Here is a 26,149-nt window from a genome sequence, read left to right as displayed (position 1 = left end):
GCAGGATGGGCGGATGCGCGCGTCCCGACTGATCTCGTTGCTGTTGCTGTTGCAGTCGCGCGGGTCGATGACCGCGAGCGAGCTGGCGCAGGAGTTGGAGGTTTCCGAGCGGACCGTCTACCGGGACGTCCTGGCGCTCTCCGCGGCGGGTGTGCCGGTCTACGCCGACCGGGGGCGGGCCGGTGGTTATCGCCTGCTCGGCGGGTACCGCACCCGACTGACCGGGTTGACCCGGGACGAGGCGGAGGCGCTCTTCCTCACCGGGCTGCCCGGGCCGGCCGGCGAGATGGGGCTCGCCGACGCGGTCGCGTCCGCCGAGCTGAAGGTGCTCGCCGCGTTGCCGCCCGCCCTGCGCGACGCGCCGGCCCGTGCCGGGCAGCGGTTCCACCTGGACGTGCCGGGCTGGTTCCGGGAGACCGCGCCACCGCCCTGGTTGCCCGAGCTGGCGCGGGCGGTCTGGGCGGACCGGGTGGTGGAGCTGCGCTACCGACGCGGCGACCGGGAGGTGGCCCGCCGGGTCCAGCCGTACGGCCTGGTGCTCAAGAGCGGGGTATGGTATCTGGTCGGCCGGGTCGGCGACGACGTGCGCACCTACCGGGTGGACCGGGTCACCGGGGTCGAGGTGGGCGACGAGCAGTTCGACCGCGACGAGGGCTTCGACCTGGCCGGGCACTGGCGCGAGCAGGCCGGGTCGTTCCTGCGGACCATGCTGCGGGCCGAGGTCGCCGTCCGGCTGAGCCCCGCCGGCCTGCGCCAGCTCCGGCACCAGGTCGATGCCCCCTTCGTGTACGACGAGATGGTCGCCGCCGCCAGCCCACCCGACGGGCAGGGCTGGGTGGTGGCACGGCTGCCCGTCGAGTCGGTCCAGGTGGCGTACCACCAACTGCTGGGGCTCGGCCCCGAGGTGGAGGTCCTCGGCCCACCCGAGCTGCGGCAGTTGTTCGCGGAGAGCGCCGACCGGCTCGGTGCGCTCTACCGGTAGCCGGTGACGTCCGCCGGTTTGCCCGCGTCGACCACCTCGGTGATGTACCGGAAGCCCTCGGGTTGGCTGCCGTCCAGGTCGGTGAACCCGTACACCTTGGACAGCGTGCCGGCGTCGACGGACCTGCCGCTCCAGCGGGCCTTCTCCTCGTCGGCGGCGAGCGCCGTCACCGCCCGGCCGACGAAGGCCGGGGTTTCCGAGATGAGGAAGTTCGGGTCGGTGGCGGCCCCGTCGCGCCAGTTCTCCTCGGTCACGCCGAAGTGCTCCAGCATCGCCTCGGAACGGATCCAGCCGGGGGTGAGCGCCACGGCCGTGCAGCCGTGCGGCTTCAACTCGTGCGCCTGGCTGAAGGCGAGCCGGTTCACCGACACCTTGGCCAGGTCGTAGAAGACCGACAGTCGGTAGTTCTCGTCGTTGTACGCCTTGGTGCCGTCGCCCATCTCCACCACCAGTCCGCCGGGCTTGCGGATCAGCAACGGCAGGGCGAAGTGGCTGGTGATGATGTGCGTGTCGACGGCCAGTCGCAGGGTACGGAAGCCGGCGTCGAGCGGCTGCTCCCAGACCGGCTTGTTCCAGGTGACCAGCGGGTCGCCGCCCCAGATGTCGTTCACCAGCACGTCGAGTTGGCCCTGCTCGGCGTCGATCCGGGCGACCAGGTCGCGGACCTGCTCGGGCAGCAGGTGGTCGACCTGAACGGCGATGCCGGTGCCGCCGGCCGCGCTGACCAGCTCGGCGGTCTCCTCGATGGTTTCCGGTCGGTCCATCTCGGAGCGGCTGGCCCGGCTGCTGCGACCGGTGGCGTAGACCGTGGCACCTGCCGCGCCGAGCTGGACGGCGATCTGCCGCCCGGCACCACGGGTGGCGCCGGCGACGAGCGCGATCTTTCCTGTGAGCGGTTGTGTCATGCCTGCGACGTTGTCAGGAATACCTGACAACCGACGTCCGAATTGCTACGCGATCTGATCCACGCGTTACTCGTTCAGGAAACCGGAGATGCGGTCCCGCAGATCGGCGCGTTCCGACCAGAGCATGCCGGGCCGGTCGTACACGTGCAGGCTGGCCTGGGGCAGCGCGACGGCGAGCCGCTCGGCGACCTCGACCGGGTGCAGGTCGTCGCCCGCGCAACCGATCACCAGCGCCGGCGCGGTGACCGCCGTCAGGTCACCGATCTGGCGCAGCGGTGTCTGGTCGGTGAGCGTGGCCAGACCGTCGGCCAGACCGTCGCGGAGCAGTTGGTCGAGCCGTTGTCGCAGGTAGGCCCAGCCGGCCGGGGTGTTGCGCACCGCCGGGGGCAACTCCAGCGTGACGACGTCGGCGACCGCCGAGGCGTCCCCGCTCTCCACCGCCTCCAGCAGGTCGGTGACGCGTTCCCGGGCCAGCGGCCCGCGTGGCTCGTCGAGGACCGCCGGCAGGAAGAAGACCAGCTTGTCGAAACGCTCCGGGCTCTCCACGAGGAGTCGGCAGAGGGCACCCGCGCCGAGGCTCGCGCCGAACGCCCGGCTGGCGCCGCCGAGGTCGGCGATCGCCCGCAGGTCGCGGGCCAGGTCAAGGTAGTCCCATGGCCCGTCCGGGGCCTCGGAACGGCCGTGCCCGCGGAACTGGAAGAACACCTTGCGCCCGTTCACCCCACTGCCGAACGGGCGGGTGGTGGCGATGCCGTGGCCCAGCCCGTGCGCGAACACGGTGACCGGATCACCGGTGCCGGTGACCAGCCGCTCCAGCCGTACGCCGTGCGGGGTGTCGACCAGCTCGGTCTCCGGCTCCGGCAGCGCCGGCCGGCCGGTACGCGGACCACCCGGCCCAGGCCCCCAGGTGCGGGGCCCGCTGTCGGGTGGGGGCGGCCAGCGAAAACCTCTCACCAGAACCCTTTGCCGTCGGTCAGGTCGCGCAGACCGACCCGGACGTCGAGTAGATAGATGAGTGCGGCGGCAATGCCGATCAGTCCGAAGAGACTGATCGGACCGAAGCCGAGCAGGGTGAGCACGAGGCAGACCGCCAGGATGGCGATCCAGCCGCCCTTGGGCAGCGTCCCGATGGCGGGGAAGGCGTCGGAGCGCTGCGTGACGGCGTGCACCAGGGCGACACCCTGAACGATCAGCGCGAAGACGAGCAGGATCAGCTCAATCACGTCACGGACGGCATAGGCGAAGATCGGCGCGGCGTTGGCCATGTCGGCAAGTTTATGTCCACGACCCCGGCTACGTCCGACAAGGACGCCGCCGAGGTCGTGGACACGACGAGCTACTCGGCGGCCGGGCGGGTCCGCTTGGTGGCCCGGGGAAGCTTCGCCGACGGGGTCTCGGCCTGCTTGGCAGCCTTCGGCGCGCGGGCGACCTTCTTGACCGCGGCCGGCTTGGCCTCGGCGATCTCGGCCACGTCGGCCGGGGTCGGCACGTCGGCGGGGGCCACGGCCGGGGCGGTCGTGGTGGTGGCGGTGGCGGTGGCCGGCGTCACGGCCTCGGTGGCCTCGATGTCGGCGTTTACCGTCTCGGCGGCCTCCAGCACGCCGGCGCCGACGACCCGCTCGCCCCGGGCGACGAGCGCGCCGTACGCGGCGAACGCGCGCTCCTGGGCGACCTGGGCGCCCGCGACCAAGTTGGCGGCGTTGCGGGTCGCGGCGGCGCGCAGCTTGTCGATGTCGGCCACCTCGCGCAGCTTCGCCAGGTCGGCGGTCTCGTTTGCGGTGCGCAGCGTCTCGGTGGCCTTCTGCTTCAGCTCGAAGCCGGTCAGCACGGCCCGGCCACCCAGGTCGGCGACGACCCGGGTGCTGAGGACGCCGACCACGGCCGGCAGCTTCCGCAGCTGCTCGATGGCCAGCTCACCGGCACCGGCTGCGGCGTAGATCGGGGCGGGGATGCGGTTGGTCTTCGGCTCGCTCATGACGTCTCCTCTTCGGCCGCCTCGGCGGCCTTCTTCTTCTGGGGGATGCTGGTGCTGCCCGGGGCGGGGGCGGTGCCCGCCTCGGTGACGGCGACCGATTCGAGCACTGCCTCGGTCGGGGTGCCGCCTGCGGTGGTGGGGCCGGTGGCGGCCACGTTGGCCAGGTCCGCGGCCTGGCTGGCGGGCTGACTCTCGGGCGGCCTGGCGGCCGAGCCGGCGGGCTGGTCGACCCGAGCCACCTCGGCTTCGGCCTGGGTCTCGGCCAGCCGGGTGTTCTCCCGGCGGAACGTCTCGTAGATCTGACTGAGCGACTGCTTCTGCGCCATCGTCAGGTCGGCGTCCACGGCGATGGCGGCGAGCACCCCGTGGCCTTCCTTGTCGTCGAGCAGCCCGGCGCGCAGGTACATCGCCGGCGTGGAGACCCGCAGCGCGCTCGCCAGTTGCTGGAGCACCTCGGCGCTGGGTTTGCGCAGGCCGCGCTCGATCTGGCTGAGGTACGGGTTGCTGACCCCGGCCTGCTCGGCGAGCTGCCGTAGCGAGATCTTGGCGTTGCGCCGCAGATCGCGGATGAACCCGCCGACGTCGGGAAGGTCCTTGGGTGTGGCCATGACAGGGACGCTAACCGGCCGCGCTAGCTCTTGCAAGCAAAACGCTAACCATAGTTAGCAAGGTCTCAGCATCCCGTTTGCGCGTGGCTCGGCCGATCCGTACGGTCCGTCCGTGCACAAGATCACAGTCAATGGAGCAAGCATCGCGTACGACGAGGCCGGCACCGGTTCGCCCGTCGTCCTGCTGCACGCCGGAATCGCCGACCGGCGGATGTGGCGGGGGCAGGTGTCCGCGCTCGCGGCCCGGCACCGGGTGATCGTCCCGGACCTGCGTGGCTACGGCGACTCCGAGCTGCCCCCGGCGCCGTTCGCACACCACGACGACGTGGCCGGGCTGCTGGACGCGCTCGACCTGCCCCGGGCCGCCCTGGTCGGCTGCTCCTTCGGCGGGGCGGTCGCCATCGACACCGCGCTGGCCCACCCCGGCCGGGTGAGCGCGCTCGCGCTGTTCGACACGGCGGTCTCCGGCAACGAGTGGTCCGACGAGGCGAACGACCTCTGGGACGACCTGGTCGGCGAGGTCGACCCCGACGACTTCGTCGCCGGCGCGGCCGGTGAGGTGCGGTTCTGGGTGGTCGGCCCGGGCCGCCAGCCGGCCGACGTCGACCCCGAGTTGGTCGCGTTCGCGCAGGAGATGGATCAGCGCGCCCTCGCGGCCGAACTGGCGCTCGGCGCGGTCGAGGTGGGAGAGCTGACGCCACCGGCGATCGGCCGCCTCGGCGAGCTGACGATCCCCGTGCTGGTCACCGCCGGTGCCGCCGACGTGCCGGACATCAGTCGGCTCGCCGACCGGATCGCCGCCGAGGTCCCCAACGCGGTCCGACTGCCCGACGTGCCGGACGCCGCGCACCTGCTGCCGCTGGAGCGTCCGGAGCCGGTCAACGCCGCCCTGCTCGACTTCCTGAGCTAGAGCACGGTCACCAGAGCGGGCGGACCGCCCCGACCGGCACACCACCACCGAAGAGCGGCACCTCCGCGAACTCGGTGAGCACCGGCGCATCCACGCCGAGCCGGCGCAGCGCGGAGACCAGCACCGGCATCCGGGCCCGGTCGGCGCCGTCGTCGATCTTCAGGGCGACGGCGCCGACGCCCGGCAGCGCCACGGCGATCACGCCCTCGGCACCGACCTTGGCCAGCAGGCCCGGGACACCCCGCATCAGCCGGGTGTCGTCGGCCTGGGTGCCACCCACGATCTCCGGGTGGGCCCGCATCGCGTCGGCCACCGTGCGCGGCACCGAGCCGGGCTCGGCGTCGACCAGCCGGAGGTACGCCCCGGCCAGGCCGGTCAGCGACACCGCGAGCACCGGGGCACCGCAGCCGTCCACCCCCACCGCCGCCGCCTGCTCGCCTGTGAACTCCTCGATGGCAGCCCGCAACCGCTGCTGCAGCGGGTGCTCCGGCCGCCAGTAGCCCTCACGCGACCAACTGGCGGCCTCGCAGGTCAGCAGCATCCCGCTGTGCTTGCCGGAGCAGTTCATCTGCACCCTGCTCGGGCCGCCACCGGCGCGGAGCACCGCCTCCCGGGCCGCGGCGCCGACCGGCAGGTCGGGCGGGCAGTGCAGCGCCGACGCGTCCAGCCCGGCACGCTCCAGCAGGGCGCCGACCCGGGCCAGGTGGAACTCCTCGCCCGCGTGACTCGCCGAGACCAGCGCCACGTCGGCCGGGTCGGTCAGGGCCAGGCCGGCCCGGAGCATCCCGATCGCCTGCATCGGCTTGCTGGCCGAGCGGGGGAAGATCGGCGAGGTCACGTCCCCGGCGGACGCCACCGCCACACCGGCGGCGTCCAGCACCACCACCGAACCGCGGTGCGCACCCTCCACGAACCCGGACCGGACCACCTCGGCGAGCGGCGCGCCGCCCTCGTACGTCTTCGTCACGCGCTGGACGGTACCGACGGTCCGGGGGTGCCCGGCGGCGGGGTGACCAGGAGGTCCATCGCCCGGGTGACAGGAGCGCGGGACAGACCCGGCCTTACAGCCCGAGCAGCGAGCGGGCCTCGGTCGTGGTCAACGGCGGACGCTGAGCGAGCTGGGCGAAACCCACCGCGCGGGCGACCAACTGCATGTTGGACTCCACCGGCCGGCCCTTCGCGTACGTCACGGTGTCCTCCATGCCGACCCGCAGGTGCCCGCCGGTCGACAGCGAGGCCAGCAGCACCGGGATGGTGCTCCGGCCGACGCCGGTGGCCGAGAAGGTGGTGCCCTCGGGCAGGTCCCGCAGCATCCGGTGGGCCGCGACAAACGTTTCGGTGGTGCCCGGCATGCCGCCCGGCACGCCCATCACGAAGTCGACGTGCACGTGCCCGCCGGCCGGCAGCCCGTACTTGCCGAGCAACCGCTGCAACGCGGTGAGGTGGCCGAGGTCGAAGATCTCGTACTCCGGCACGATCCCGCGTTCCTGCATGCGGGTGTGCAGGTCGACGATGAACTCCCAGCGGTTGAGGAACACGTCGTCGCCGAAGTTGACAGTGCCCATGGTGCAGGAGGCCATGTCCGGGCGGGCGTCGAGCACGGCGAGCCGGGCGGCCTCCGGGTCGGTCACCGCGCCGCCGGAGGAGAGCTGCACGATCAGGTCGGTGCTGTCCCGCAGCGCCGCCACCGTGTCGGCCAGACGCACCGGGTCGAGCGACGGTCGGGCCTCGTCGTCGCGGATGTGGACGTGGATCACGGCGGCACCGAGCGCCTCGCACTCCTTGGCGGTGAGCAGCAACTCGTCGAGTGTCACCGGCAGCGCCGGCACCTCGGCCTTGGCCGACTCAGCGCCGGTCGGGGCCACCGTGATCAACGTCCCTGTCGTCATGCCGGCGATCCTAGACGGCATGCTCAGGACGGGTCGATCGCCGCCGCGGTCTCGCCGATCCGCAACGCGGCGTCGTCCGGGACGTTCCGCTTCAGCACCGCGAGAGCCACCTGACCCAGCTCGTGGTGCAGCACGGCGGTGCCGACGAAGCCGACCGCCCGGCCGTCGAGGGTCACCGGCGTACCGGCCACCGGCGGCTGGTCGGTGGTCACCCCGTCCAGATGCAGCAGTACGAGGCGACGCGGCGGCCGGCCCATGTTGTGCACCCGCGCCACCGTCTCCTGCCCCCGGTAGCAACCCTTGTCCAGGTGCACCGCCGGGGCGATCAGGTCGACCTCGGCCGGAATGGTCCGGTGGTCGGTGTCCACCCCGACCCGGGGCTGCCGGGCGGCCACCCGGATCGCCTCGTACGCCCACAGCCCCGCGACCGGCACGCCGGCGCCGCGCAGCTCCGCCACCACCTGGTCCATCGCCGACCGGGGCACCAGCAGGTCGACCCCGAGCGGACCACGTCGGGCCCAGCCGCCGATCGGCAGCGGTCGTACGTCGTACCGCGCGCTCGCCCGGAGTGGCACGGCACCGTGCGGGAACTTCGGACCCGGCACCGCGACCACGTCCGGTGCGGCGAGCCCGGTCACGCCGAGCGTGCCGAGCGCCTCCATGGCCGCCGGCCCGACAAGCGACAACAGCGCGCGCTCGGCCGTGGCGTCGCGTGGTTCGACCTTGCTGAAGAACCGCATCTTCTCCAGGTAGGTCAACAGGCCCTGGGTCGCACCGGGCTCGGTGTCCAGCCAGGCGGTCTCGCCGTCCTCGGCGACCATGGCGTGCTGCTCGATGTGGCCGTGCGGCGACAGCACCAGCAACTCGGTGCCCTCGCCCGCGGCGAGCGCGCTCAGATGCTGCGAGGTGACCGTGTGCAGCCAGCTGGCCCGTTCCTCCCCGGCCACCGCGATGATCCCGCGATGCGACCGGTCGACCAGACCGACAGCGGTGTCGAGGGTGCGCTGCTCGCGCAGCGGGTCGCCGTAGTGCGCGGCCACCCCCCGTACGCCGGCCGCGACGTGCGCCGGATCCGGCTGGTCACGGCTGGCCTCGTCGATGCCCTCGACGGCCACCGCACCCGCGATGTCGATCATTTCTCGTCCCCGTTCTCGCAGCGTACGCAGACGCCGAAGAGTGACACGTGCCCGATGTCCACCCGGAACCCGCGCTGCGCGGCCAACTGGTCGGCGAGGGGGCGGAGCAGCTCCGGATCGATCTCGTCGATCGCGCCACACTCCCGGCAGACCAGGTGGACGTGTTGGTGTTCACCGGCGGCGTGATAGGTCGGTGAGCCGTGCGACAGGTGCGTGTGGGTGACCAGACCGAGCCGTTCCAGCAGCTCAAGCGTGCGGTAGATGGTGGTGATGTTGACGCCGGCGGCTACCTCCCGGACCGCGGTGTGCACCTGCTCCGGTGTGGCGTGGCCCAGATCGAGCACCGCCTGGAGGACGAGCTGCCGCTGGGCCGTCAACCGCAGCCCACGGGCCCGCAGCATTTCCGCGAGGGAGGATTCGGACACGCTCCGATCATAGTTCGGCCACCGGGCTGTTCCCCGTCCCGCGATCGATCACCACTAGGCTCGACGGTCATGGTGCGGTCGTCGGTCGGGAAGAACGCGGCCGACCCGACCGCGCGGATCGCCGTTCTGGGGCGCGGCCCGGTGCCGCCCGGCGACCCGGTGCTGCGCGCCGACGACCTCGGGGTGCTGCACGGCGACGGCCTCTTCGAGACCATGCACCTGCGGGACGGCCAGCCGTGGCTGCGCGACGAACACCTGACCCGCCTGGCCACGGCGGCCAGCGCCGTCGAGCTGGCCCTGCCCCCCACCGCCGCACTGATCGACCTGCTGGACGACGTGCGGACAGGCTGGCCAGCGCCCGTGGAAGGCGCACTTCGGCTGGTCTGCACCCGAGGCCCGGAGGCCGGCGGCCCGCCCACGGTCTACGCCACGCTGACCGAGGTGCCGGCGCCCACCCGGGCCTCCCGGCGGGACGGGATCACCGTGGCCACCCTGCCGCTGGGGCTGCCCGCCGCCGCCCGGAACGGGCTGAGCTGGCTGCCGGCCGGCATCAAGTCCACGTCGTACGCGGTCAACAGCGCCGCCCGCCGCTGGGCCCGCCGGGTCGGCGTGGACGACGTGCTCTGGATCTCCTCCGACGGGTACGCACTGGAGGGCCCCACCGCAAATGTGGTGTGGCTCACCGACGACACGCTCTGCACGGTGCCCGCCGCCACCACAGGCATCCTCGGCGGCACCACCGCCGAGTGGCTGCTCGCCCACGCGACCGAGCTCGGCCTGAGCGCCGCCGAGCGGATGATCACCACCGCCGAACTGCACGCGGCGGACGGCGTGTGGCTCACCTCGTCCCTGCGTGGAGCCGCCGAGGTCCACACCCTGGACGGGGCACGTCGGGCTCGCTGCCCGCGCACCCCCGCCCTACAGGCCCTACTGGGTTTCCCCGTCTAGACGGGCGCCGACCCCAGTGGAGGTCAGCCGCCGACCCGGACGAGTCGGGCCGAGAGGTGTGGGCTGAGCGCGTGCCCCATGGCGGCCATCTCCTGGGCGTAGAGCAGCGCACCCTCGACGATGCCGAAGAGCCGGTGCCCGCCGGTGACCTCCTTCGCGGTGGGAGTCCGGATCACCGCGTCGGTGGCGAACTCGAGCTGCGTGCCGGTGCGCTTGCCCAGGTGCAGCTCCATCACCCCGGTCGGGGTGGTCAGCAGCGCCTCCAGCTCGTCGGTCGCCCGCCCATCCACAAGCACCGGCCGCCACCAACCGACCTCGCGACCGGCCGGACGGACCGGCTTGCTCTGCTCGTCGAGGATCCAGGCACGCGACTCGTAGTGCAGGAACGGTCGGCCGTCGTGGCTGATCCGGATCTCCTGCGCGTAGTCGAAATCGTCGATGGTGGGGAAGCCGCCCTTGCCCCGACCTCGCCACAGACCGACGTACGGCAGCAGGCCATCCAGCGCGGGGTGCAGCTTCGGCCCGACCCGCAGGTCGTGACTCTCCTCGAACGGGTACTCCTCGACCGGCGGCGCGTTCAGCCACGGTGGCTGCAGCGGGTTCTCGCTCACAGGATCACCTTCGTTCGCGACTGCGGGGCTCGCAGACCCGGCTCACTCCTCGCGCTCACAGGATCACCTTCGTTCGCGACTGCGGGGCTCGCAGACCCGGCTCACTCCTCGCGCTCACCAGCGTCCTCTCGAAATGCGTACGGCTAGGTAGACCAGGCCACCGGCGAGCCCGCCCAGGCCAGCGACCAGCAGGCTGACAAACCCGATCTCGGTAACCATCCCGGCCATCCTATGCTGGGCCACATGGCCCGCAATCTCGTCGTCAAGGCCACCGCTGGGGCGGACGCCCCGGAGCGGTGCGCACAGGCATTCACCGTCGCCGCGACGGCGGTGGCGGCCGGGGTGGACGTCTCGCTCTGGCTGACCGGTGAGTCGACCTGGTTCGCGTTGCCCGGTCGCGCCCAGCAGTTCGATCTGCCGCACTCCGCCCCGCTGGCCGAGTTGTTGCACGTCATCCTGACCAGCGGCCGGGTGACCGCTTGCACGCAGTGCGCGGCCCGACGGGAGATCGGCCCGGACGACGTACTCCCCGGGGTTCGGATCGCCGGTGCCGCGGTCTTCGTCGAGGAGGCGTTGGCCGAGGGCGCGCAGGCGCTCGTCTACTGACCGCACGGCGGCGGTGGGTCGATACGAGCGGAGTGCCGATACCGACCCGACATCTCGGACAGCTGCCTACGATTCGGATGTGACCGAGGCGGCGGAGAGGTTCTTCGAAGCACTGCCGTCGCGCGCCCCCGACGTCCTGGGCGGCCTGGCCGACGGCACCCTCCAGATCGACCTCGGCGACGACCACCGGACCGAACACTGGCTGGTCCGGATGCGGCCCGGGTTCGTCCAGGTCAGCCGTGGGCGTGGCCCAGCCGACGCCATCTGGTACAGCAGCGCCGCCCTCTTCGACCGGCTGATCGCCGGCGAGGCCCAAGGGGTCGCGGCGGTGCTGCGCAACGAGAGCACGTTCAGCGGAAACGTGGTGCTCTTCCTCGCCTTCCGCCGGTTCTTTCCGGACCCGCCCGGCACGCGCGACCCCCGTGAAACGGCCCGTCGAGCAGCCGGGCGACTCGGGTGAAGGACCTCGTCAGCATTCTGGACGGCAACACCTTCCTGGTCAGCGACCGGCGTGGGGACATCGAGCCGTCCTACGACTTCCCCACCGGGCTGTTCTCCTTCGACACCCGCTTCCTGTCCACGTGGGTGCTCACCCTGGACGGCCAACGGCTGCACGCCCTCTCCGTCGACGACGCCGAGTCGTACCGCACCAAGTTCTTCCTTGCCCCCGGGGAACCCACGCACTATCTGGACGCCAAGGCGTCGGTGATCCGCAGCCGGGCCATCGTGGGTAGCTTCGAGGAGGAGCTGACCGTGCTGAACCACCTCGGCACCGAGGTCGAGTGCACCCTCCGGATCGAGATCGGGGCCGACTTCGCCGACCTGTTCGAGATCAAGAATTCTCGGCAGAAGCGGGGCCAGACCACGGTCACGGCCACCGAGAACGAGCTGCGGCTGAGCTACCGGCGGGAGGCGTTCCACCGGGAGACGGTGGTCAGCACCAGCGCGCCGGCACAGGTCGACGACACCGGGATGACCTTCCGGGTCCGGATAGCCCGCAACGGCAGGTGGACCACTCGGCTGCACGTGTCCAGCGTCGTCTACGGCGCCCGTGGCGAGGACATCCGGGCCACCCTCCCGTACGGCGGCAGCCGCAGCGCGGACGCCATCCGGGCCGAGCAGCAGGAGCTGATCGACCGGGCGCCGAAGCTCGGCTGCGACTGCGAGCCGCTGGCCGGGGCGTACCGGCGCAGCCTCAACGACCTGGCCGCGCTGCGCTACGAGTCGATCGCGCTGGGCGTGCGGTTGATCGCCGCGGGGCTGCCCTGGTTCATGACCCTGTTCGGCCGGGACAGCATCATCACCTCGTTGCAGGTGCTGCCGTTCCTGCCGGAGCTGGTCCCGCCGACCCTCCTGATGCTGGCCGGGTTGCAGGGGCACCGGGTGGACGACTTCCGGGACGAGGAACCCGGCAAGATCCTGCACGAGCTGCGGTACGGCGAGACCGCCGGCTTCGAGGAGCAGCCACACTCGCCGTACTACGGGTCGGCCGACTCGACGCCCCTGTTCATCATCCTGATCGACGAGTACGAGCGGTGGACCGGTGACGCCGCACTCGTCCGCCGGTTGGAGCCGCAGGTCCGCGCGGCGTTGCAGTGGATCGACACCTACGGTGACCTGCTTGGCACCGGCTACCTCTGGTACCAGACCCGCAACCCGGAGAGCGGTCTGCAGAACCAGTGCTGGAAGGACTCCTGGGACGCCATCTCGTACGCCGACGGCCAGTTGCCCGGCTTCCCCCGGGCCACCTGTGAGTTGCAGGGCTACGCGTACGACGCGAAGGTCCGGGCCGCCCGAATGGCCCGGAAGTTCTGGAACGACCCGGAGTTCGCCGACGAGCTGGAGCGACAGGCCGCCGACCTCAAACGGCGGTTCGACCGCGACTTCTGGATCGCCGACCGCGAGTACTACGCGCTCGCGTTGGACGCCGACGGGCGGCAGGTGGACGCGCTGACCTCGAACATCGGGCACCTGTTGTGGAGCGGCATCGTGGACGAGTCGCGCGCCGGCAAGGTGGTCGAGCACCTGCTCGGGCCGCGGCTGTTCTCCGGCTGGGGGGTGCGGACGCTCGCCACCGACGAGGGCAGGTACAACCCGATCGGCTACCACGTGGGCACGGTCTGGCCGTTCGACAACTCGATCATCGCCTGGGGGTTGTGGCGGTACGGCTTCCGGGAGGAGGCCGGGTTGCTCTGCGACACGATGCTGGCGGCGTCCCGGTACTTCGAGGGACGGCTGCCGGAGGCGTTCGCCGGCTACGCCCGGGACCTCACCGACTACCCGGTGGAGTACCCGACCGCATGCAGCCCACAGGCGTGGTCGACAGGCACCCCGCTGCTGCTGCTGCGGGTGATGCTGGGGTTGGAGCCGCAGGGCGAGCACCTGATCATCGACCCGGCCGTGCCACCGGGGATGGGCCGGGTCGAGCTGCTGGACATCCCCGGCCGGTGGGGCATGGTCGACGCGTTGGGCCGCAGCCGTGGCCCGGAGGATCAGCCGAGCGACAGGTGACCCGAGCGGGCGGCCCGGCTCAGCCCGGGCAGCCGACGGTGGCGGCCAGCCGGGTGGCGTCCTCGCCGATCTCGGCCAGCACCGTGACGGCACCGCTGCGGTACGCGTACACCGGGGGTTGGTCCAGCAGTGGGGTGTTGCCGGCCAGCGTGGCGAGCGCGCCCGTCGAGGCCGCCGGGCCGGGACCGTCGGCGGACCGGGCGGTGCGGGCGAACCCGCCGCCCGGGCAGGGAGCGGTGACCAGCTCCGGAGCGGTATCACCCGGCCGGTCGAGTGCCCGCAGCGCGGCGGTCAGCGCGGCGGCCTCCGGGCCGACAGTGGTGGCCGGTGCCGGCGTGTAGCCGGCGCCGACCGGCCGGCAACCGGTGTCCACGACCAGTCGCACCCGGCCGTCGATGGTCGGTCGCCCCTCGACGGCCACGAACTCTCCGGCGTCGGCGCGCAGTTCGGGGCCGTCCACCCCGGGCCCGACCCCGGCCCGCCAGCTCGCCGGCAGCCGCTCGGCGATGCCGGCCAGCACGGCCTGCCCGTCACCGGTGGCCGCGAGCACACCGACGTCGCGCCGCAGCCTCGCCCCGTCGGCGAACGGGGTGACCCGACAACCGGACGCGATCCGGGCCGGGCCCAACTCCAGCAGACCGGCGGCACCAGCCGCGCGAGCCAACTCGCCGACCGCCCGATCGACCACCGGGCCGGCCTGATCGAGGGAGCGCTGTTCGCGAACGGTCGGCGGGTCGTCTCGCACCGACACCCAGGTGAGCCCGCCCAGCAACACGGCCCAGGCCACGGTCACGGCCAGCAGCCAACGCCGCCGCGGCCCGGCCGGTGCCGGCGCGGCGGGGCCGGCCGAAGAGGCCCAACCCGTCTGGACAGCACCGCTCACCCGGCCATGGTGTCACGCTCCCGCCGCCGGGGCGGAGGCGGTCGGCAGTGCGGCGGAGCGACTGTGGGTCAGTGACCGTTCAGCCGGTCGGCGGGTCGAGTCGATAGCCGACCCCCCGCACGGTGTGCACCTGCGGCCCGCCCGGCAAGCCCCGCAACCTGCGGCGAAGCCGTCTGATGGCGGACTGCAGCGCCGCGGTGTCGACGCCACCCGGCACGGAGGCGCAGAGCTGTTCGTAGCTCCACACCACAAGCGGCGGGCCGATGAGCAGGGCGAGCAACTCCCATTCGGTCGGGGTCAGCGGGAGCGGGTCACCGCCCCAGGTGACCCGGTGGCCGGCCCGGTCGACGACCAGCTCACCCCACTCGACCAGACCCTGCGCCTCGGGGAGCGGAAGCACTGTGGGATTGACCGGCGCCAGGCCCGTCGGCGACGACAGCAACTCGCGCAACTCGGTCAGGTCGGCGCAGCTCAGCACCGGGGCGAGCCCGTCGAGTTGGCTTCGCACCCGCTCCCGCATCGGCGTGTCCGTGCCTACGCAGAGGACCATGGGGACCCCTTCGTCGGACACGCCACTTTCATCCCTGAATTCCACCAGTAGATAGTGACGTATGCCGATGGATTTCGGCACCCGGCGTGCCGACGCCGCAGGGAGACGACACGACCGGGGCCGGTCACCCCGGGAAGGGTGACCGGCCCCGGTCGATCAGAGCGGTGGGTCAGGCGACGGTGACGGCGACCTCGTTGACACCACGGCCGGCAGTGACCGCAGTGTCGCCGTTGCCGTGCCGGGACAACGCCCGCAGCGTCCAGGAACCCGGCGCGGCGAAGAACCGGAACTGCCCGGCAGCCGACGTGACCACCTCGGCGGTGAACTCACCCGTCGAGTCGAGCAGACGGACGTACGCGCCCGGCACCGGCTCGGCCTCGGCGGAGCGGACGATGCCGGTGATGACGGTTTCCTTCTCCAAGTCCAGGCTGGCCGGCAGCGGCGCGGCCTGGTCCGGTGCGGCGCAACTCGCGGCGGTGGGGAGAGTCATGATCAGGCCTCCCCGGGTTCGTCACCGAGCGCGACCGGCACACCGATCAGCGAGCCGTACTCGGTCCAGGAGCCGTCGTAGTTCTTGACGTTGCGGTGACCCAGCAGCTCCTGGAGCACGAACCAGGTGTGCGACGAACGCTCACCGATCCGGCAGTAGGCGATGGTCTCCTTGCCGTCGTCGAGCCCCGCGTCGCCGTAGATCTTGCGCAGGTCGTCGTCGGATCGGAAGGTGCCGTCCTCGTTGGCCGCCTTGGACCACGGCACGCTGATCGCGGTGGGGATGTGGCCGGCCCGCTGCGCCTGCTCCTGCGGCAGGTGGGCGGGGGCGAGCAGGCGACCGGCGAACTCGTCGGGGCTGCGCACGTCGACCAGGTTCTTGGTGCCGATCGCGGCGACGACCTCGTCGCGGAACGCCCGGATGGAGGTGTCCGGCTCCTGCGCGACGTATTGGGTCGCCGGGCGGGACACCGCGTCGGCGACGAGCGGACGGGCGTCCAGTTCCCACTTCTTACGACCGCCGTCGAGCAGCTTCACATCGCGGTGGCCGTAGAGCTTGAAGTACCAGTAGGCGTAGGCGGCGAACCAGTTGTTGTTGCCGCCGTACAGGATGACGGTGTCGTCGTTGCTGATGCCCCGCTCGGAGAGCAGCGCCTCGAACTGCGTCTTGTTGACGAAGTCCCGACGGACCGGGTCCTGGAGGTCGGCCTTCCAGTCAATCTTGATGGCGCCGGCGAGGTGGCCGGTGTCGTAGACCGAGGTGTCCTCGTCGACCTCGACGAAGACGACGCCCGGGGCGTCGAGGTTCTTCTCGGCCCACTCGGCCGAAACGAGTGCGGTGTCGCGACTCATCGAATCACTCCCTGGTGAGGATGGATGGTGAGCCAACGCGCGCGAATCGATGGATGCATCTGTCGCCACACGCGCGGGACCCAGCGGAAGGACGGGATCACGGGTTCGTGCGACGGCGCCGCTGCCGGGCGTTCGGTGGGATAACCGGAGGGTGTGAGAACCCTGTGCCGGTGGCCGCCGTCAGGCGGCCGGAGACAGCCCCGCCGTCAGATGACGGGGCGACACAGGCAGGTGGCCACGCGGCACAGGTCGACCGCGCGCCGTTTGGTGAGGTGGGTCCCCATGGCCAGGGAGCCTACCAGCCAGTGACCGTGCTGCCACTCAGCCGACCACCATCCGGGAATCGCCGGGGACGCCGAGGATGTCGGCGTCCCACCGCGCCTCCGGCCTCAGCCAGCGGAGTTGATCGGCACGTTCTTCGCGTCGGCGGTGACCGCCAGCCCTTCCGGCAGTGGACGGACCTCGCGGACCGCGAGTTGGAACGGCAACTCCGGGAGGGGCACGTCGATGGAGATGCTCTTGGCGTAGTTGCTCAGGAAGGCACGGGCCAGCGGCAGGTTCGGCAGACCGGCGGCGTCCAGGTCGTTGAAACGCAGGGCGACCGCGCCGTTGTCGGCGACTGTGACGTCGGCGGTGCCGCTGATGGTGAGCTTCTGACCGAGGATGTCGGCCGGGGCCGTGACGGTGAGCTTGCCGTTCTGCTCGCCGAGGGCGAGCCCCGGGCGGTTCAGCAGCGCGGCCAGACTCTCGTAGCTGATCGTGCCGGCGCCGTTGACGGTGTCCGCCACGACGTCACCCTGGCCGGTGCGCAGGGTGTCCAGTGAGGCCCGAACGTTGCGGGCGGTCACGTCGAGCACCGGCAGTCGGACGGCGTCGCCCTCGACCGAGGCCTGCACGTCCCGCAGGTTGATGGTGATCCGCTGGTAACGGCCATCCAGCACCTGGGTGAGGAACGGAGTGCCGCCCACCTCCACCTTGGGCGCGGCGGACTGCGCTCCCTGCCTGGCGACCTCCTGACGCACGCGGTCGGCGATCATCCGCTCGGCGACCCCGACCGCCACCCGGTCGGCGACCACCAGCAACCCCGCCAGCAGCAGGAGCAGAACGAACAGCCCGATGAGCAGCTTGCGGCCACGCCGTCGGGGTCGCGCCTCGTCCACCGGATAGTCCTGCGCCACGCCGCCTCCTGTCTCCGCCCGTCGCGCCGCGACGGGTCGTTCGTACCGACGCCGCAGGGCGGCGCACCCGTAGGTACCCGACCGGCTCAGCGCTCAACCGTGACTCAGAGGAAGAGCATGCACATGGCGTACGCGGCGGGCGCCGCCAGGGCGAAGCCGCCGAGTGGACCCTGCATGTGCCGGGCCACCCACATCGTGGGGGGTTCACCGGCCATCAACCGGCCCGCCTCGGCGTACCCCACGGCGAGGTCGGCGAGGACGGCGGTGACCGCCGCGACCAGGCCGATCACGGCGGCCCGGGTCGGCGTGAAGGGAGCCACCAGGTAGCTGCCGAGGAGGGCGCTGGTCAACGTGCCGACCATCGCGCCGGCCACCACGCCGGCGGCGCCTCGGGGCACCTGCGGGGCCAGCCGGGGCCAGGGCAGCACGGCGTCGGTGAGCCGGGCGACGGTGAGCGCGACACCGCTCGCGGTGAGACAGACGGTGATCGCCTGGGTGCCGGCCGGGATCCGACTGAGCACGATGAGGGTGCCGAAGGCCACCACCCCGACCACGATGAGCAGCGTGGCGCCGAGGGAGTCGGTGACCCGAACCCGGTCGACCCGACGAACCAACTGGCCGAGCACCGCGGCGAGGAACCCGCCGGCGGCCAGGTAGCCCAGCGGCGCCAGGCCGGCGACGTCGGTCTGCACCGCGGCGATGTCGGCCAGCGCCGCGACCGCGGCGCTGATCCCGGCGACCACCAGCAACGCGGGCGGACGCATGGCCATCGTCCAGGCGAGCACGAACAGCAGTTGGACGCCGAAGATGATGAAGGCGAACGGGAGCCGGTGACCGGGGCCTGAGGTCTGCGCGCCGAGCACCAGGCCGACACCGAGCAGCGCGGCGAAGCCGGCGATGGTCAGCGCCAACTGGCGGTGCACCTCGACCGGGGGTATGACCTCCTCTTCCGGCTCGTCGATCTCGTCTTCGGATCGGCGGGCCGGCTCGCCGGCGCGACGGGCACGACGAGGCCCACCCCGTTCGCGGTGATCGCCATCGGTGGTGGCCGGGCCGGTACGCGGCGCGGGCGGTTGGGCGCGCGTCGGTGCGGCGGCCGGGCCCGGTTGGGGCCCGGCGGGCCACGATTCGCGGCCGGCCTCGGGCGAGGTGGAGGGAAACACGACCCGATCGTGCCAGACCGACCGCCCGACGCGGTGGTCATGGGTTTCAGCGACGTTAAAATCCGCGCCACGATCAGGGGCAAGATAGACAAACGGGAAATGGCCTGACGGCGCGGCCGAGGCGATCGGTTACGCTCAACGCGTTACCCGCCCGTCAGCGACGCCGGGACCACGCAATTTCTCAGCGCACTCCTCGATGAGTGCGACTGGTCGCGTGCGGCCTCGTGCCGCCGGGACGGAGGTGATCGTGGAGATCCTGCTGCTGGTGACCGCACGCGCAGGGGAACCGTCGGCTGTGCTGCCGGCACTCGACCTGCTGCCGCACTCGGTTCGCACCGCGCCACGCGATGTTCGCACGCTGGTCGCGGGCCCGAGTCCGGACGCGGTGATGGTGGACGCCCGATCGGAGTTGAGCGAGGCCCGGGCGACCTGCCGCATGTTGCACGCCACCGGGCTCGGCGTGCCACTGGTCGCGGTGGTGACCGAGGCCGGTCTGATCGCGCTCAACGCCGACTGGGGTGTCGATGACGTCATCCTCGCCTCGGCCGGCCCGGCCGAGGTCGAGGCACGGCTGCGGCTGGCGGTCGGTCGGCTCAGCAACGCGACCGCCGGCGCTGGCGGCTCGATCCGGGCCGGCGAGCTGAACATCGACCCGGACACCTACGCGGCCAAGCTCAAGGGCCGCCCGCTCGACCTCACCTACAAGGAGTTCGAGCTGCTGAAGTTCCTGGCCCAGCACCCGGGCCGGGTGTTCACCCGGGACCAGCTCCTGCGCGAGGTCTGGGGCTACGACTACTTCGGCGGCACCCGCACGGTGGACGTGCACGTCCGGCGACTGCGCGCCAAGCTCGGCTCGGAGTACGAGTCGATGATCGGCACCGTCCGCCAGGTCGGCTACAAGTTCGTCGTTCCGCCGTCGCGGTCACTTCCCGAGGCGGAGCACGCGCCCCTGCCGGTCTGATCGGCGGACCTTCCTGGCCGATTTCCCATATGCCCTTTTTGTGCGGCTTGGCAGTCCTATTCTGACTGCCGGGTTTGCCGGAGAAAGGGGCGATGGTGCGCGCACTGAACACGGGGGCGACGGGCCGGCGTGACCGGCGAGCCAGGCGGAAGTCGTGACGCGGGGCAGCTCCACCGCGCGGGCCGTGGGGATCGTGACGCTTGTGGTGGCGGGGCTGCTCGGCTCGGCGTACGTGCTGGGCCGCAGCCTCGTTCCGGACCAGACGCCTCGGCATTCCACAGGTGCCACCACAAGCGCCGACGGGCCGTACTACGCCGATCAACCCAGCGCTGGCAAGCCGGGCGCAACCCCGAGCGCCAGCGCCAGCGCCGGCCCGGTCGAGACCGGCCAGGACGGGTCCGGACGAGACGCCGGAGGCGACAACCTGTTCGGCGCGCACGCCACGACCGGCACCCCGCGGCTCGCGCTGACCTTCGACGACGGGCCGGACCCGCGCTATACCCCGCAGGTCCTCGCCCTGCTGCGTGAGTACGACGTGCACGCCACGTTCTGCGTGGTCGGCGAGAACGCGCAGAACCACCCCGACCTGGTCCAGTCGATCGTGAACGAGGGGCACACCCTCTGCAACCACTCCTGGCACCACGACGTCGGCCTGGGCGCCCGGTCGGCCGACGCGATCCGCTCCGACCTCCTGCGCACCAACGCGGCGATCCGGGCGGCGGTCCCGAACGCCCCGATCGTCTGGTACCGCCAGCCGGGCGGGGCCTGGACGTACCCGGTGGTGTCGGTGGCGCGGCAGCTCGGCATGACCCCGCTGCACTGGTCGGTGGATCCGTCGGACTGGGACCTGCCCGGCGCCAGCAAGATCACCGCGACGGTGGTGAGCCAGGCCCAACCGGGCTCGGTGGTGCTGCTGCACGACGCCGGTGGGGACCGGCAGGGCACGGTCGACGCGCTACGCCGGATCCTGCCCGACCTGACCGCCCGCTTCGAGTTGGAGGCGCTCCCCACCGATCCGACGTGAGTCGCTGCTTTGGGGCGACGGTCCGGGCGTCACGACAGGCAGCGGATACGGTGGCGGAATGAGTAGCGCGGAGCCGACCAGCGACCAGGTGACCCGGAGCGACCGGCTGGCATCGGCGGAGATCGCCGACGTACTGGCTCTCGCCAGCGCCGCGGGTGACACCGACGGAGCGGACCCTCTCGACGAGCACGTCCTGCTCCGACTCCGCGACGCCGACGCCCCCGCCGTGCATCTGATCGCCCGCGCCGACGACGGCACCCTCACCGGGTACGCGCACCTGGACACCACCGACCCGGTCGGCGGGATCGGGGTCGAGTTGGTGGTGCACCCCGCGTACCGGCGACGGGGCACCGGGCGGGCCCTCGCCCGGGGCGTACTCGCCTCGGCCACCGGGCCGCTGCGGGCGTGGGCGCACGGCGACCATCCCTCGGCCGCCGCGCTCGCCGTCGACCTCGGCTTCACCCGCGCCCGGGTGCTCTGGCAGTTGCGCCGGCCGTTGGCCGCCCCGCTGGGTGAGCCGCGCCTGCCCGACGGGGTGGTGCTGCGCGCGTTCCGACCCGGGGCGGACGACGCGGCCTGGCTGACCCTCAACGCACGGGCCTTCGCCGAGCACCCTGAGCAGGGCCGGTGGACGTCGGACGACCTGCGGGTCCGCCTCGCCGAGCCGTGGTTCGACCCGGCGGGTTTCCTGCTCGCCGAGGAGACCGCGACCGGCCGGCTACTCGGTTTCCACTGGACCAAGGTGCACGAGCGGCCGGGGTCCGCCCGGATCGGCGAGGTGTACGTCCTGGGTGTGGAGCCGACCGCGCACGGCGGCGGGCTCGGCCGGGCCCTCACCACCGCCGGGCTGACACACCTGCGGGACAAGCGCGGCCTGGACCGGGTGATGCTCTACGTGGACGACTCGAACACCGGGGCCGTGGCGCTCTACGAACGGCTGGGCTTCGCCCGCTGGTCCGCGCACATCAACTACCACCTGGGCTGACCGGCGGCGTCGCCCCGACCGGGTCACCGGTGGGTAACGGCCGGGCGTCGGCAACATAACGGCGAACCGGAAATATGCCCATACTTCCGACAGGTGTACCCGGGTTCACTTAACGGACAACTCGCCCTCGGCAAGCGGTCACCTGAGCGGCCGCACGTGTTCACCTTGCGTTCACTTGCGACCGGCGAACCGGCTACCTGGCACTTCTAACTTTCGTGTCAGCCGGTCAGTGCCGGTCCTCGGGCCCCGGGATCGGGGCGCCAAGTCAGACGCGAAGGGAAACCCCTCAGGTGAAGCTCCAGCGGTACGGCACTATTGCCTGCCTCGCTCTTGCCGCGACGCTCGGCCTCAGTGCATGCGGCTCGGACAACAACGAGCCCGCCTCCGGCGCGAACGCTTCGGGCTCGGCCGCCGCGGTCGACTGCGCTACCGGCACGCTGAACGCCCAGGGCTCGTCGGCGCAGAAGAACGCCATGGCCGAGTGGATCAAGGCGTACCAGCAGAAGTGCCAGGGCACCACGATCAACTACGAGGCTTCCGGCTCGGGCGCCGGCATCCAGGCGTTCATCGCCGGGACCGCCGACTTCGCCGGTTCCGACTCCGCGCTCAAGCCGGAGGAGCAGCCCCAGGCGGACGCCAAGTGCGTCGGCGGCAAGGCCATCCACCTGCCGATGGTGATCGGCCCGGTGGCCGTCGCCTACAACGTCAGCGGCGTGGACAACCTCCAGCTCAAGCCGGCCACCCTGGCGAAGATCTTCGCCGGCACGGTCACCAAGTGGGACGACGCCACGATCAAGGCCGACAACCCGGACGCCAAGCTCCCGGCGACCACGATCCAGACCGTCCACCGTTCGGACGAGTCGGGCACCACCGACAACTTCACCAAGTACCTCTCGAAGACCGCCGAGAGCGACTGGACCCTGGGCAACGCCAAGGCGTGGAAGGCCCCGGGCGGCACCGGCGCCAAGGGCTCGGACGGCGTGGCCAGCCGGGTCAAGGGCGCGGACGGCACCATCGGCTACATGGAGTGGTCGTTCGCCGAGAACGCCGGTCTGAAGATGTCGAAGATCGGCAACGGCAACGGTGAGTTCGCCGCGCTGACCGCCGAGGCGGCCGGCAAGACCATCGCCGGCGCTGCCGTCGAGGGTCAGGGCGACGACCTCAAGCTGAAGATCGACTACAACACCAAGGAGGCCGGGGCCTACCCGATCGTCCTGGCGACGTACGAGATCGTCTGCAGCAAGGGCCTCGCGGCCGACAAGCTGAAGCTGGTCAAGGGCCTGCTGGGCCACGCCGCCAGCGCCGAGGGCCAGGCCTCTCTCACCGAGCTGGGCTACGCCCCGCTGCCGGAGACGGTCCGCACCAAGGTCGAGGCCGCGGTCAAGAACCTCTCCTGACCCGATTCCACACCTCCGCAACCGAATCGAGCGAGCAGATGGGTGAAACCCCTCACCGCTCGGCCGACGCCGGCACCGGCGGGACGCGCGTGACCCAGAGTCACGAGTGGCCCGCCGGTGCCTCGGCGCGTGTGGCCGAGGCACCAGTCAGCACCCGTTCCCCGGGCGGCACCGGGCTGGGCGGCGGCGGCGCGCTGCCGCGCAGCCGCAAGTTCGGCGCCGAGCGGGCCTTCCGCGGTCTCACCCTGGCCGCCGGCACCGCCGTTCTGGTCATCATCGCCGCCATCGCGATCTTCCTGGTCGCCAAGGCGGTGCCGGCCCTACGCGCCAACACCGAAAACTTCTGGTCCTACGAGGGCTGGTCCCCCAACGAAACAGAGCCGAAGTTCGGCATCGGTGCGCTCGCCTTCGGCACCGTGCTCAGCTCGGCGCTCGCACTGCTCATCGCGGTGCCGGTGGCGCTCGGCATCGCGCTCTACCTGTCGCACTACGCGCCGCGCCGGTTGGGCACCGCGCTCGGCTTCCTGGTCGACCTGCTGGCCGCCGTGCCGAGCGTGGTCTTCGGCCTCTGGGGACGGGACGTCTTCAGCAGCCCGGTCCGGGACTTCTCGGTCTGGCTGAACCACCACTTCGGCTGGATCCCGCTCTTCGGCGGCGACGGCCCCTTCGGGGCGTCCGTCATGCTGGGCGCCCTGGTGCTCGCGATCATGGTGTTGCCGATCATCACCTCGCTCTCCCGCGAGGTGTTCCTCCAGACACCGACCGCCAACGAGGAGGCCGCCCTCGCCCTGGGCGCCACCCGCTGGGAGATGCTCCGCACCGCGGTGCTCCCCTACGGCCGGCCCGGCATCATCGCCGCGATGATGCTCGGCCTCGGCCGGGCGCTCGGCGAGACCATCGCCCTGGCGCTGACCCTCGGCATCACCTTCGGCATCTCGTTCAACCTGATCGAGAGCGGCGGCAACACCATCGCCGCCAACATCGCCAACGCGTTCGGCGAGGCGAACGAGACCGGCCGGGGCGCGCTCATCGCCTCCGGTCTGGTGCTGTTCACCATCACGCTGATCGTCAACATCACGGCGCGGGCGATCATCTACCGCCGCCGGGAGTTCACGGAGTCGGCCGCATGACCACAACCGTCACCTCCCACCGCACCCGGCCGCCGGCCCAGCCCGACTCGCTGCGGACCAAACGGCTGCCCTGGTACGCCGCCCCGGCCATCGCCGTCGCGGCCCTGGCGCTCTCCGCCGCGATCGTCTACGGCACCGGCATCGGCGGCCCGGTCCTCGTGATCGCCCTCGGCGCGATCCTCTACCTGGTCGGGCTCTTCGCCGCCGGCAACGCGGTCGAGGGACGCCGATCGGCCCGCAACCGCACCTGGAGCGCACTGATCCACTCCGCCTTCGTGCTGGCGGTGCTGCCGCTCGTGTCGGTGGTCTGGACGCTTGTCAGCAAGGGCGCCGACCGGCTGGACGCCAACTTCTTCCAGACCTCGATGAACAACATCGGGGCCCGGGACGCCAACGGCGGCGCGTACCACGCGATCGTCGGCACGCTGGAGCAGGTCGGCATCGCCACCCTGATCACCGTCCCGCTCGGCGTTCTCTGCGCGATCTACATCGTCGAGTACGGCCGGGGCAAGTTCGCCTTCGCGATCCGGTTCTTCGTGGACGTGATGACCGGCATCCCGTCGATCGTCTCCGGCCTCTTCGTGCTGGCGTTCTGGGTGCTGATCGTGTCGCCGTGGTTCAACGACGGCCGGCCCAGCTTCTCCGGCTTCGCCGCCGCGCTCGCGCTGAGCGTGCTCATGCTGCCCACCATCGTCCGGTCCACCGAGGAGATGCTCCGCCTCGTACCGGCGCCACTGCGCGAGGGCGCGTACGCGCTCGGCGTACCCAAGTGGAAGACGATCCTGCGGGTGGTGCTGCCGACGGCGCTGCCCGGCATCGTCACCGGCGTCATGCTCGCCGTCGCCCGCGCGGCCGGCGAGACCGCGCCGGTGCTGCTGGTCGCCGGCGGCGGCGCCGCGATCAACACCAACCCCTTCGAGAACAACCAGTCGTCGCTCTCCCTGTTCGTCTACCAGCAGGCCGGTGACGCGTCGAAGTACGCCCCGGCACGGGCGTGGACCGCGGCACTGACCCTGGTCGCCCTCGTGCTCATCCTGACGATCGCGGCGAAGCTGCTGGCCCGTCGCAACAGGCTCAGCCGATGAACCCCGGAGGTACCACCATGGCCAAGCGCGTCTCCGCCTCGAACGTCACCGCGTACTACGGCGGCTTCAAAGCGATCGAGAACATCAACCTGACGGTCGAGCCGAAGACGGTCACCGCTCTCATCGGGCCGTCCGGCTGCGGCAAGTCGACGTTCCTGCGGTCGATCAACCGGATGCACGAGGTGCTTCCGGGGGCCCGGGTCGAGGGCAGCCTCACCATCGACGACCAGGACATCTACGACCGGGACGTGGACGTCACCGCGGTCCGGCGCACCATCGGCATGGTCTTCCAGCGGCCGAACCCGTTCCCCACCATGAGCATCTTCGAGAACGTGGTGGCCGGGCTGAAGCTCAACGGGGTCCGCAAGAAGTCGATCCTGGAGGACGCGGCCGAGAAGGCCCTGCGCGCCGCGAACCTGTGGGGCGAGGTCAAGGACCGGCTGGGCAAGCCCGGTGCGGGCCTCTCCGGCGGTCAGCAGCAGCGGCTCTGCATCGCCCGGACCATCGCGGTCGAGCCGCAGGTCGTCCTGATGGACGAGCCGTGCTCCGCCCTGGACCCGATCTCCACGCTGGCGATCGAGGACCTGATGTTCCAGCTCAAGGACAAGTTCACGATCATCATCGTGACGCACAACATGCAGCAGGCAGCGCGGGTGTCGGACCGTACCGCCTTCTTCTCGATCGAGAAGACCGGTGACCCGGGCCGGCTGATCGAGTACGACAACACCCAGAAGATCTTCAGCAACCCGAGCGTGAAGAAGACCGAGGACTACATCACCGGCCGCTTCGGCTGAGCCGCTGACTCCCGGTCCGGGAGGGGCGTCGGTCGACCTGACCGGCGCCCCTCACGCGTACCCCGACACGTTTCCCGGCCCGGCCCGGCGCGGCCCGGCCCGGCGCGGCCCGGCCCGGCGCGGCCCGGCCCGGCGCGGCCCGGCCCGGCGCG

31 protein-coding genes are annotated in these 26,149 nt (G+C 71.7%); 13 read left to right on the top strand and 18 right to left on the bottom strand.

The genetic code is table 11. From position 1 onward, the window contains the following. Positions 1–13 precede the first annotated feature (13 nt). Positions 14–982: a helix-turn-helix transcriptional regulator gene (locus tag ACLQ3B_RS15760; RefSeq protein ID WP_425781373.1), complete on the top strand. Its 969-nt coding sequence runs from the start codon at positions 14–16 to the stop codon at positions 980–982. On the opposite strand, the gene ACLQ3B_RS15755 is transcribed toward ACLQ3B_RS15760, so the two are convergent. The 5 genes from ACLQ3B_RS15755 to ACLQ3B_RS15735 all read right to left on the bottom strand — a co-directional run bounded on the left by ACLQ3B_RS15755 (position 973) and on the right by ACLQ3B_RS15735 (position 4,470). Next, on the bottom strand, positions 973–1,887 hold the full coding sequence (locus tag ACLQ3B_RS15755) for an SDR family oxidoreductase (RefSeq protein WP_425781371.1): 915 nt from the start codon (positions 1,885–1,887) through the stop codon (positions 973–975). The genes ACLQ3B_RS15760 and ACLQ3B_RS15755 overlap by 10 nt on opposite strands. A 66-nt stretch (positions 1,888–1,953) precedes the next feature. After that, on the bottom strand, positions 1,954–2,841 hold the full coding sequence (locus ACLQ3B_RS15750; protein WP_425781369.1) for an alpha/beta fold hydrolase: 888 nt from the start codon (positions 2,839–2,841) through the stop codon (positions 1,954–1,956). Continuing rightward, positions 2,838–3,152: a DUF2516 family protein gene (locus ACLQ3B_RS15745; RefSeq protein WP_425781367.1), complete on the bottom strand. Its 315-nt coding sequence runs from the start codon at positions 3,150–3,152 to the stop codon at positions 2,838–2,840. The genes ACLQ3B_RS15750 and ACLQ3B_RS15745 overlap by 4 nt, the downstream gene beginning before the upstream one ends. A gap of 71 nt (positions 3,153–3,223) precedes the next feature. Then, positions 3,224–3,862: a hypothetical protein gene (locus tag ACLQ3B_RS15740; RefSeq protein WP_425781365.1), complete on the bottom strand. Its 639-nt coding sequence runs from the start codon at positions 3,860–3,862 to the stop codon at positions 3,224–3,226. Further along, entirely contained in the window at positions 3,859–4,470 is a 612-nt protein-coding gene (locus ACLQ3B_RS15735; RefSeq protein WP_425781364.1) for a helix-turn-helix domain-containing protein, read from the bottom strand. Before ACLQ3B_RS15735 ends, ACLQ3B_RS15740 begins: the two co-directional genes overlap by 4 nt. Before the next feature lie 112 nt (positions 4,471–4,582). Between ACLQ3B_RS15735 and ACLQ3B_RS15730 the strand changes: the two genes are divergently transcribed. Next, positions 4,583–5,380: an alpha/beta fold hydrolase gene (locus ACLQ3B_RS15730; protein ID WP_425781362.1), complete on the top strand. Its 798-nt coding sequence runs from the start codon at positions 4,583–4,585 to the stop codon at positions 5,378–5,380. Positions 5,381–5,387: 7 nt separating this feature from the next. On the opposite strand, the gene ACLQ3B_RS15725 is transcribed toward ACLQ3B_RS15730, so the two are convergent. The 4 genes from ACLQ3B_RS15725 to ACLQ3B_RS15710 form a co-directional block, all read right to left on the bottom strand. Beyond that, entirely contained in the window at positions 5,388–6,347 is a 960-nt protein-coding gene (locus ACLQ3B_RS15725; protein ID WP_425781360.1) for an asparaginase, read from the bottom strand. Between the two features lie 94 nt (positions 6,348–6,441). Further along, complete coding sequence (locus ACLQ3B_RS15720) at positions 6,442–7,269, bottom strand: 3-keto-5-aminohexanoate cleavage protein (protein ID WP_425781358.1); 828 nt, start codon at positions 7,267–7,269, stop codon at positions 6,442–6,444. A 23-nt stretch (positions 7,270–7,292) separates the two neighbouring features. Further along, complete coding sequence (locus ACLQ3B_RS15715; protein WP_425781356.1) at positions 7,293–8,405, bottom strand: YgfZ/GcvT domain-containing protein; 1,113 nt, start codon at positions 8,403–8,405, stop codon at positions 7,293–7,295. Further along, positions 8,402–8,830 carry a Fur family transcriptional regulator gene (locus tag ACLQ3B_RS15710; RefSeq protein WP_091402843.1) on the bottom strand — a complete coding sequence of 143 codons (429 nt, stop codon included), beginning with the start codon at positions 8,828–8,830 and terminating at the stop codon, positions 8,402–8,404. The genes ACLQ3B_RS15715 and ACLQ3B_RS15710 overlap by 4 nt, the downstream gene beginning before the upstream one ends. A gap of 69 nt (positions 8,831–8,899) precedes the next feature. On the opposite strand from ACLQ3B_RS15710, the gene ACLQ3B_RS15705 reads away from it, so the two are divergent. Next, a complete protein-coding gene (locus ACLQ3B_RS15705; protein ID WP_425781354.1) occupies positions 8,900–9,778 on the top strand; it encodes an aminotransferase class IV in 879 nt (292 codons plus the stop codon). A gap of 23 nt (positions 9,779–9,801) precedes the next feature. On the opposite strand, the gene ACLQ3B_RS15700 is transcribed toward ACLQ3B_RS15705, so the two are convergent. Both ACLQ3B_RS15700 and mtfM read right to left on the bottom strand, forming a co-directional pair. Beyond that, a complete protein-coding gene (locus ACLQ3B_RS15700) occupies positions 9,802–10,389 on the bottom strand; it encodes an FABP family protein (protein WP_425781352.1) in 588 nt (195 codons plus the stop codon). A 114-nt stretch (positions 10,390–10,503) separates the two neighbouring features. Continuing rightward, complete coding sequence (gene mtfM / locus ACLQ3B_RS15695) at positions 10,504–10,608, bottom strand: small membrane protein MtfM (RefSeq protein WP_030327764.1); 105 nt, start codon at positions 10,606–10,608, stop codon at positions 10,504–10,506. A 12-nt stretch (positions 10,609–10,620) separates the two neighbouring features. Here mtfM and ACLQ3B_RS15690 point away from each other — a divergent pair, with 12 nt between their 5' ends. From ACLQ3B_RS15690 to ACLQ3B_RS15680, 3 genes are all read left to right on the top strand, one after another. After that, positions 10,621–10,995, top strand: coding sequence for a DsrE family protein (locus tag ACLQ3B_RS15690; protein WP_124820325.1), 375 nt, complete (start codon positions 10,621–10,623; stop codon positions 10,993–10,995). Between the two features lie 79 nt (positions 10,996–11,074). After that, the gene (locus tag ACLQ3B_RS15685; protein ID WP_425781350.1) at positions 11,075–11,455 is read left to right on the top strand and encodes a hypothetical protein; all 381 of its coding nucleotides are present in this window, start codon (positions 11,075–11,077) and stop codon (positions 11,453–11,455) included. Further along, positions 11,452–13,506 (top strand): glycogen debranching N-terminal domain-containing protein, encoded by a 2,055-nt coding sequence (locus tag ACLQ3B_RS15680; RefSeq protein WP_425781348.1) that lies wholly within the window; start codon positions 11,452–11,454, stop codon positions 13,504–13,506. Before ACLQ3B_RS15685 ends, ACLQ3B_RS15680 begins: the two co-directional genes overlap by 4 nt. 19 nt (positions 13,507–13,525) lie before the next feature. On the opposite strand, the gene ACLQ3B_RS15675 is transcribed toward ACLQ3B_RS15680, so the two are convergent. From ACLQ3B_RS15675 to ACLQ3B_RS15645, 7 genes are all read right to left on the bottom strand, one after another. Continuing rightward, the gene (locus ACLQ3B_RS15675) at positions 13,526–14,389 is read right to left on the bottom strand and encodes a hypothetical protein (protein ID WP_425781346.1); all 864 of its coding nucleotides are present in this window, start codon (positions 14,387–14,389) and stop codon (positions 13,526–13,528) included. 79 nt (positions 14,390–14,468) lie between these two features. Then, positions 14,469–14,939 (bottom strand): winged helix-turn-helix domain-containing protein, encoded by a 471-nt coding sequence (locus tag ACLQ3B_RS15670; RefSeq protein ID WP_425781344.1) that lies wholly within the window; start codon positions 14,937–14,939, stop codon positions 14,469–14,471. A gap of 169 nt (positions 14,940–15,108) precedes the next feature. Beyond that, on the bottom strand, positions 15,109–15,429 hold the full coding sequence (locus ACLQ3B_RS15665) for a DUF1416 domain-containing protein (RefSeq protein WP_124820321.1): 321 nt from the start codon (positions 15,427–15,429) through the stop codon (positions 15,109–15,111). 2 nt (positions 15,430–15,431) lie between these two features. After that, positions 15,432–16,280 (bottom strand): sulfurtransferase, encoded by an 849-nt coding sequence (locus ACLQ3B_RS15660; RefSeq protein ID WP_425781342.1) that lies wholly within the window; start codon positions 16,278–16,280, stop codon positions 15,432–15,434. Positions 16,281–16,486: 206 nt separating this feature from the next. Further along, on the bottom strand, positions 16,487–16,564 hold the full coding sequence (locus ACLQ3B_RS15655) for an Ms5788A family Cys-rich leader peptide (protein ID WP_310503780.1): 78 nt from the start codon (positions 16,562–16,564) through the stop codon (positions 16,487–16,489). A gap of 105 nt (positions 16,565–16,669) precedes the next feature. Then, complete coding sequence (locus ACLQ3B_RS15650) at positions 16,670–17,458, bottom strand: DUF2993 domain-containing protein (protein ID WP_425781341.1); 789 nt, start codon at positions 17,456–17,458, stop codon at positions 16,670–16,672. A 104-nt stretch (positions 17,459–17,562) separates the two neighbouring features. Next, positions 17,563–18,621, bottom strand: a complete 1,059-nt coding sequence (locus tag ACLQ3B_RS15645; protein WP_425781339.1) for a hypothetical protein — start codon at positions 18,619–18,621, stop codon at positions 17,563–17,565. Positions 18,622–18,862: 241 nt separating this feature from the next. Between ACLQ3B_RS15645 and ACLQ3B_RS15640 the strand changes: the two genes are divergently transcribed. The 7 genes from ACLQ3B_RS15640 to pstB all read left to right on the top strand — a co-directional run bounded on the left by ACLQ3B_RS15640 (position 18,863) and on the right by pstB (position 25,997). Continuing rightward, complete coding sequence (locus ACLQ3B_RS15640) at positions 18,863–19,582, top strand: winged helix-turn-helix transcriptional regulator (protein ID WP_357808010.1); 720 nt, start codon at positions 18,863–18,865, stop codon at positions 19,580–19,582. Between the two features lie 154 nt (positions 19,583–19,736). Next, positions 19,737–20,606: a polysaccharide deacetylase family protein gene (locus tag ACLQ3B_RS15635; RefSeq protein ID WP_425781337.1), complete on the top strand. Its 870-nt coding sequence runs from the start codon at positions 19,737–19,739 to the stop codon at positions 20,604–20,606. A 58-nt stretch (positions 20,607–20,664) separates the two neighbouring features. Beyond that, positions 20,665–21,591: a mycothiol synthase gene (mshD, locus tag ACLQ3B_RS15630; RefSeq protein WP_425781335.1), complete on the top strand. Its 927-nt coding sequence runs from the start codon at positions 20,665–20,667 to the stop codon at positions 21,589–21,591. A gap of 290 nt (positions 21,592–21,881) precedes the next feature. Then, on the top strand, positions 21,882–22,988 hold the full coding sequence (gene pstS / locus ACLQ3B_RS15625) for a phosphate ABC transporter substrate-binding protein PstS (RefSeq protein WP_425781333.1): 1,107 nt from the start codon (positions 21,882–21,884) through the stop codon (positions 22,986–22,988). 38 nt (positions 22,989–23,026) lie between these two features. Then, the gene (gene pstC, locus ACLQ3B_RS15620; RefSeq protein ID WP_425781331.1) at positions 23,027–24,118 is read left to right on the top strand and encodes a phosphate ABC transporter permease subunit PstC; all 1,092 of its coding nucleotides are present in this window, start codon (positions 23,027–23,029) and stop codon (positions 24,116–24,118) included. Beyond that, positions 24,115–25,203, top strand: a complete 1,089-nt coding sequence (gene pstA, locus ACLQ3B_RS15615) for a phosphate ABC transporter permease PstA (protein ID WP_425781329.1) — start codon at positions 24,115–24,117, stop codon at positions 25,201–25,203. The genes pstC and pstA overlap by 4 nt, the downstream gene beginning before the upstream one ends. Positions 25,204–25,220: 17 nt before the next feature. Continuing rightward, positions 25,221–25,997: a phosphate ABC transporter ATP-binding protein PstB gene (gene pstB, locus ACLQ3B_RS15610; protein ID WP_112584183.1), complete on the top strand. Its 777-nt coding sequence runs from the start codon at positions 25,221–25,223 to the stop codon at positions 25,995–25,997. Positions 25,998–26,149: the final 152 nt, after the last annotated feature.

This window comes from Micromonospora sp. DT53 (assembly GCF_049841535.1).
GTDB lineage: Bacteria > Actinomycetota > Actinomycetes > Mycobacteriales > Micromonosporaceae > Micromonospora.
This window is presented reverse-complemented; position numbering and strand designations above follow the sequence as displayed.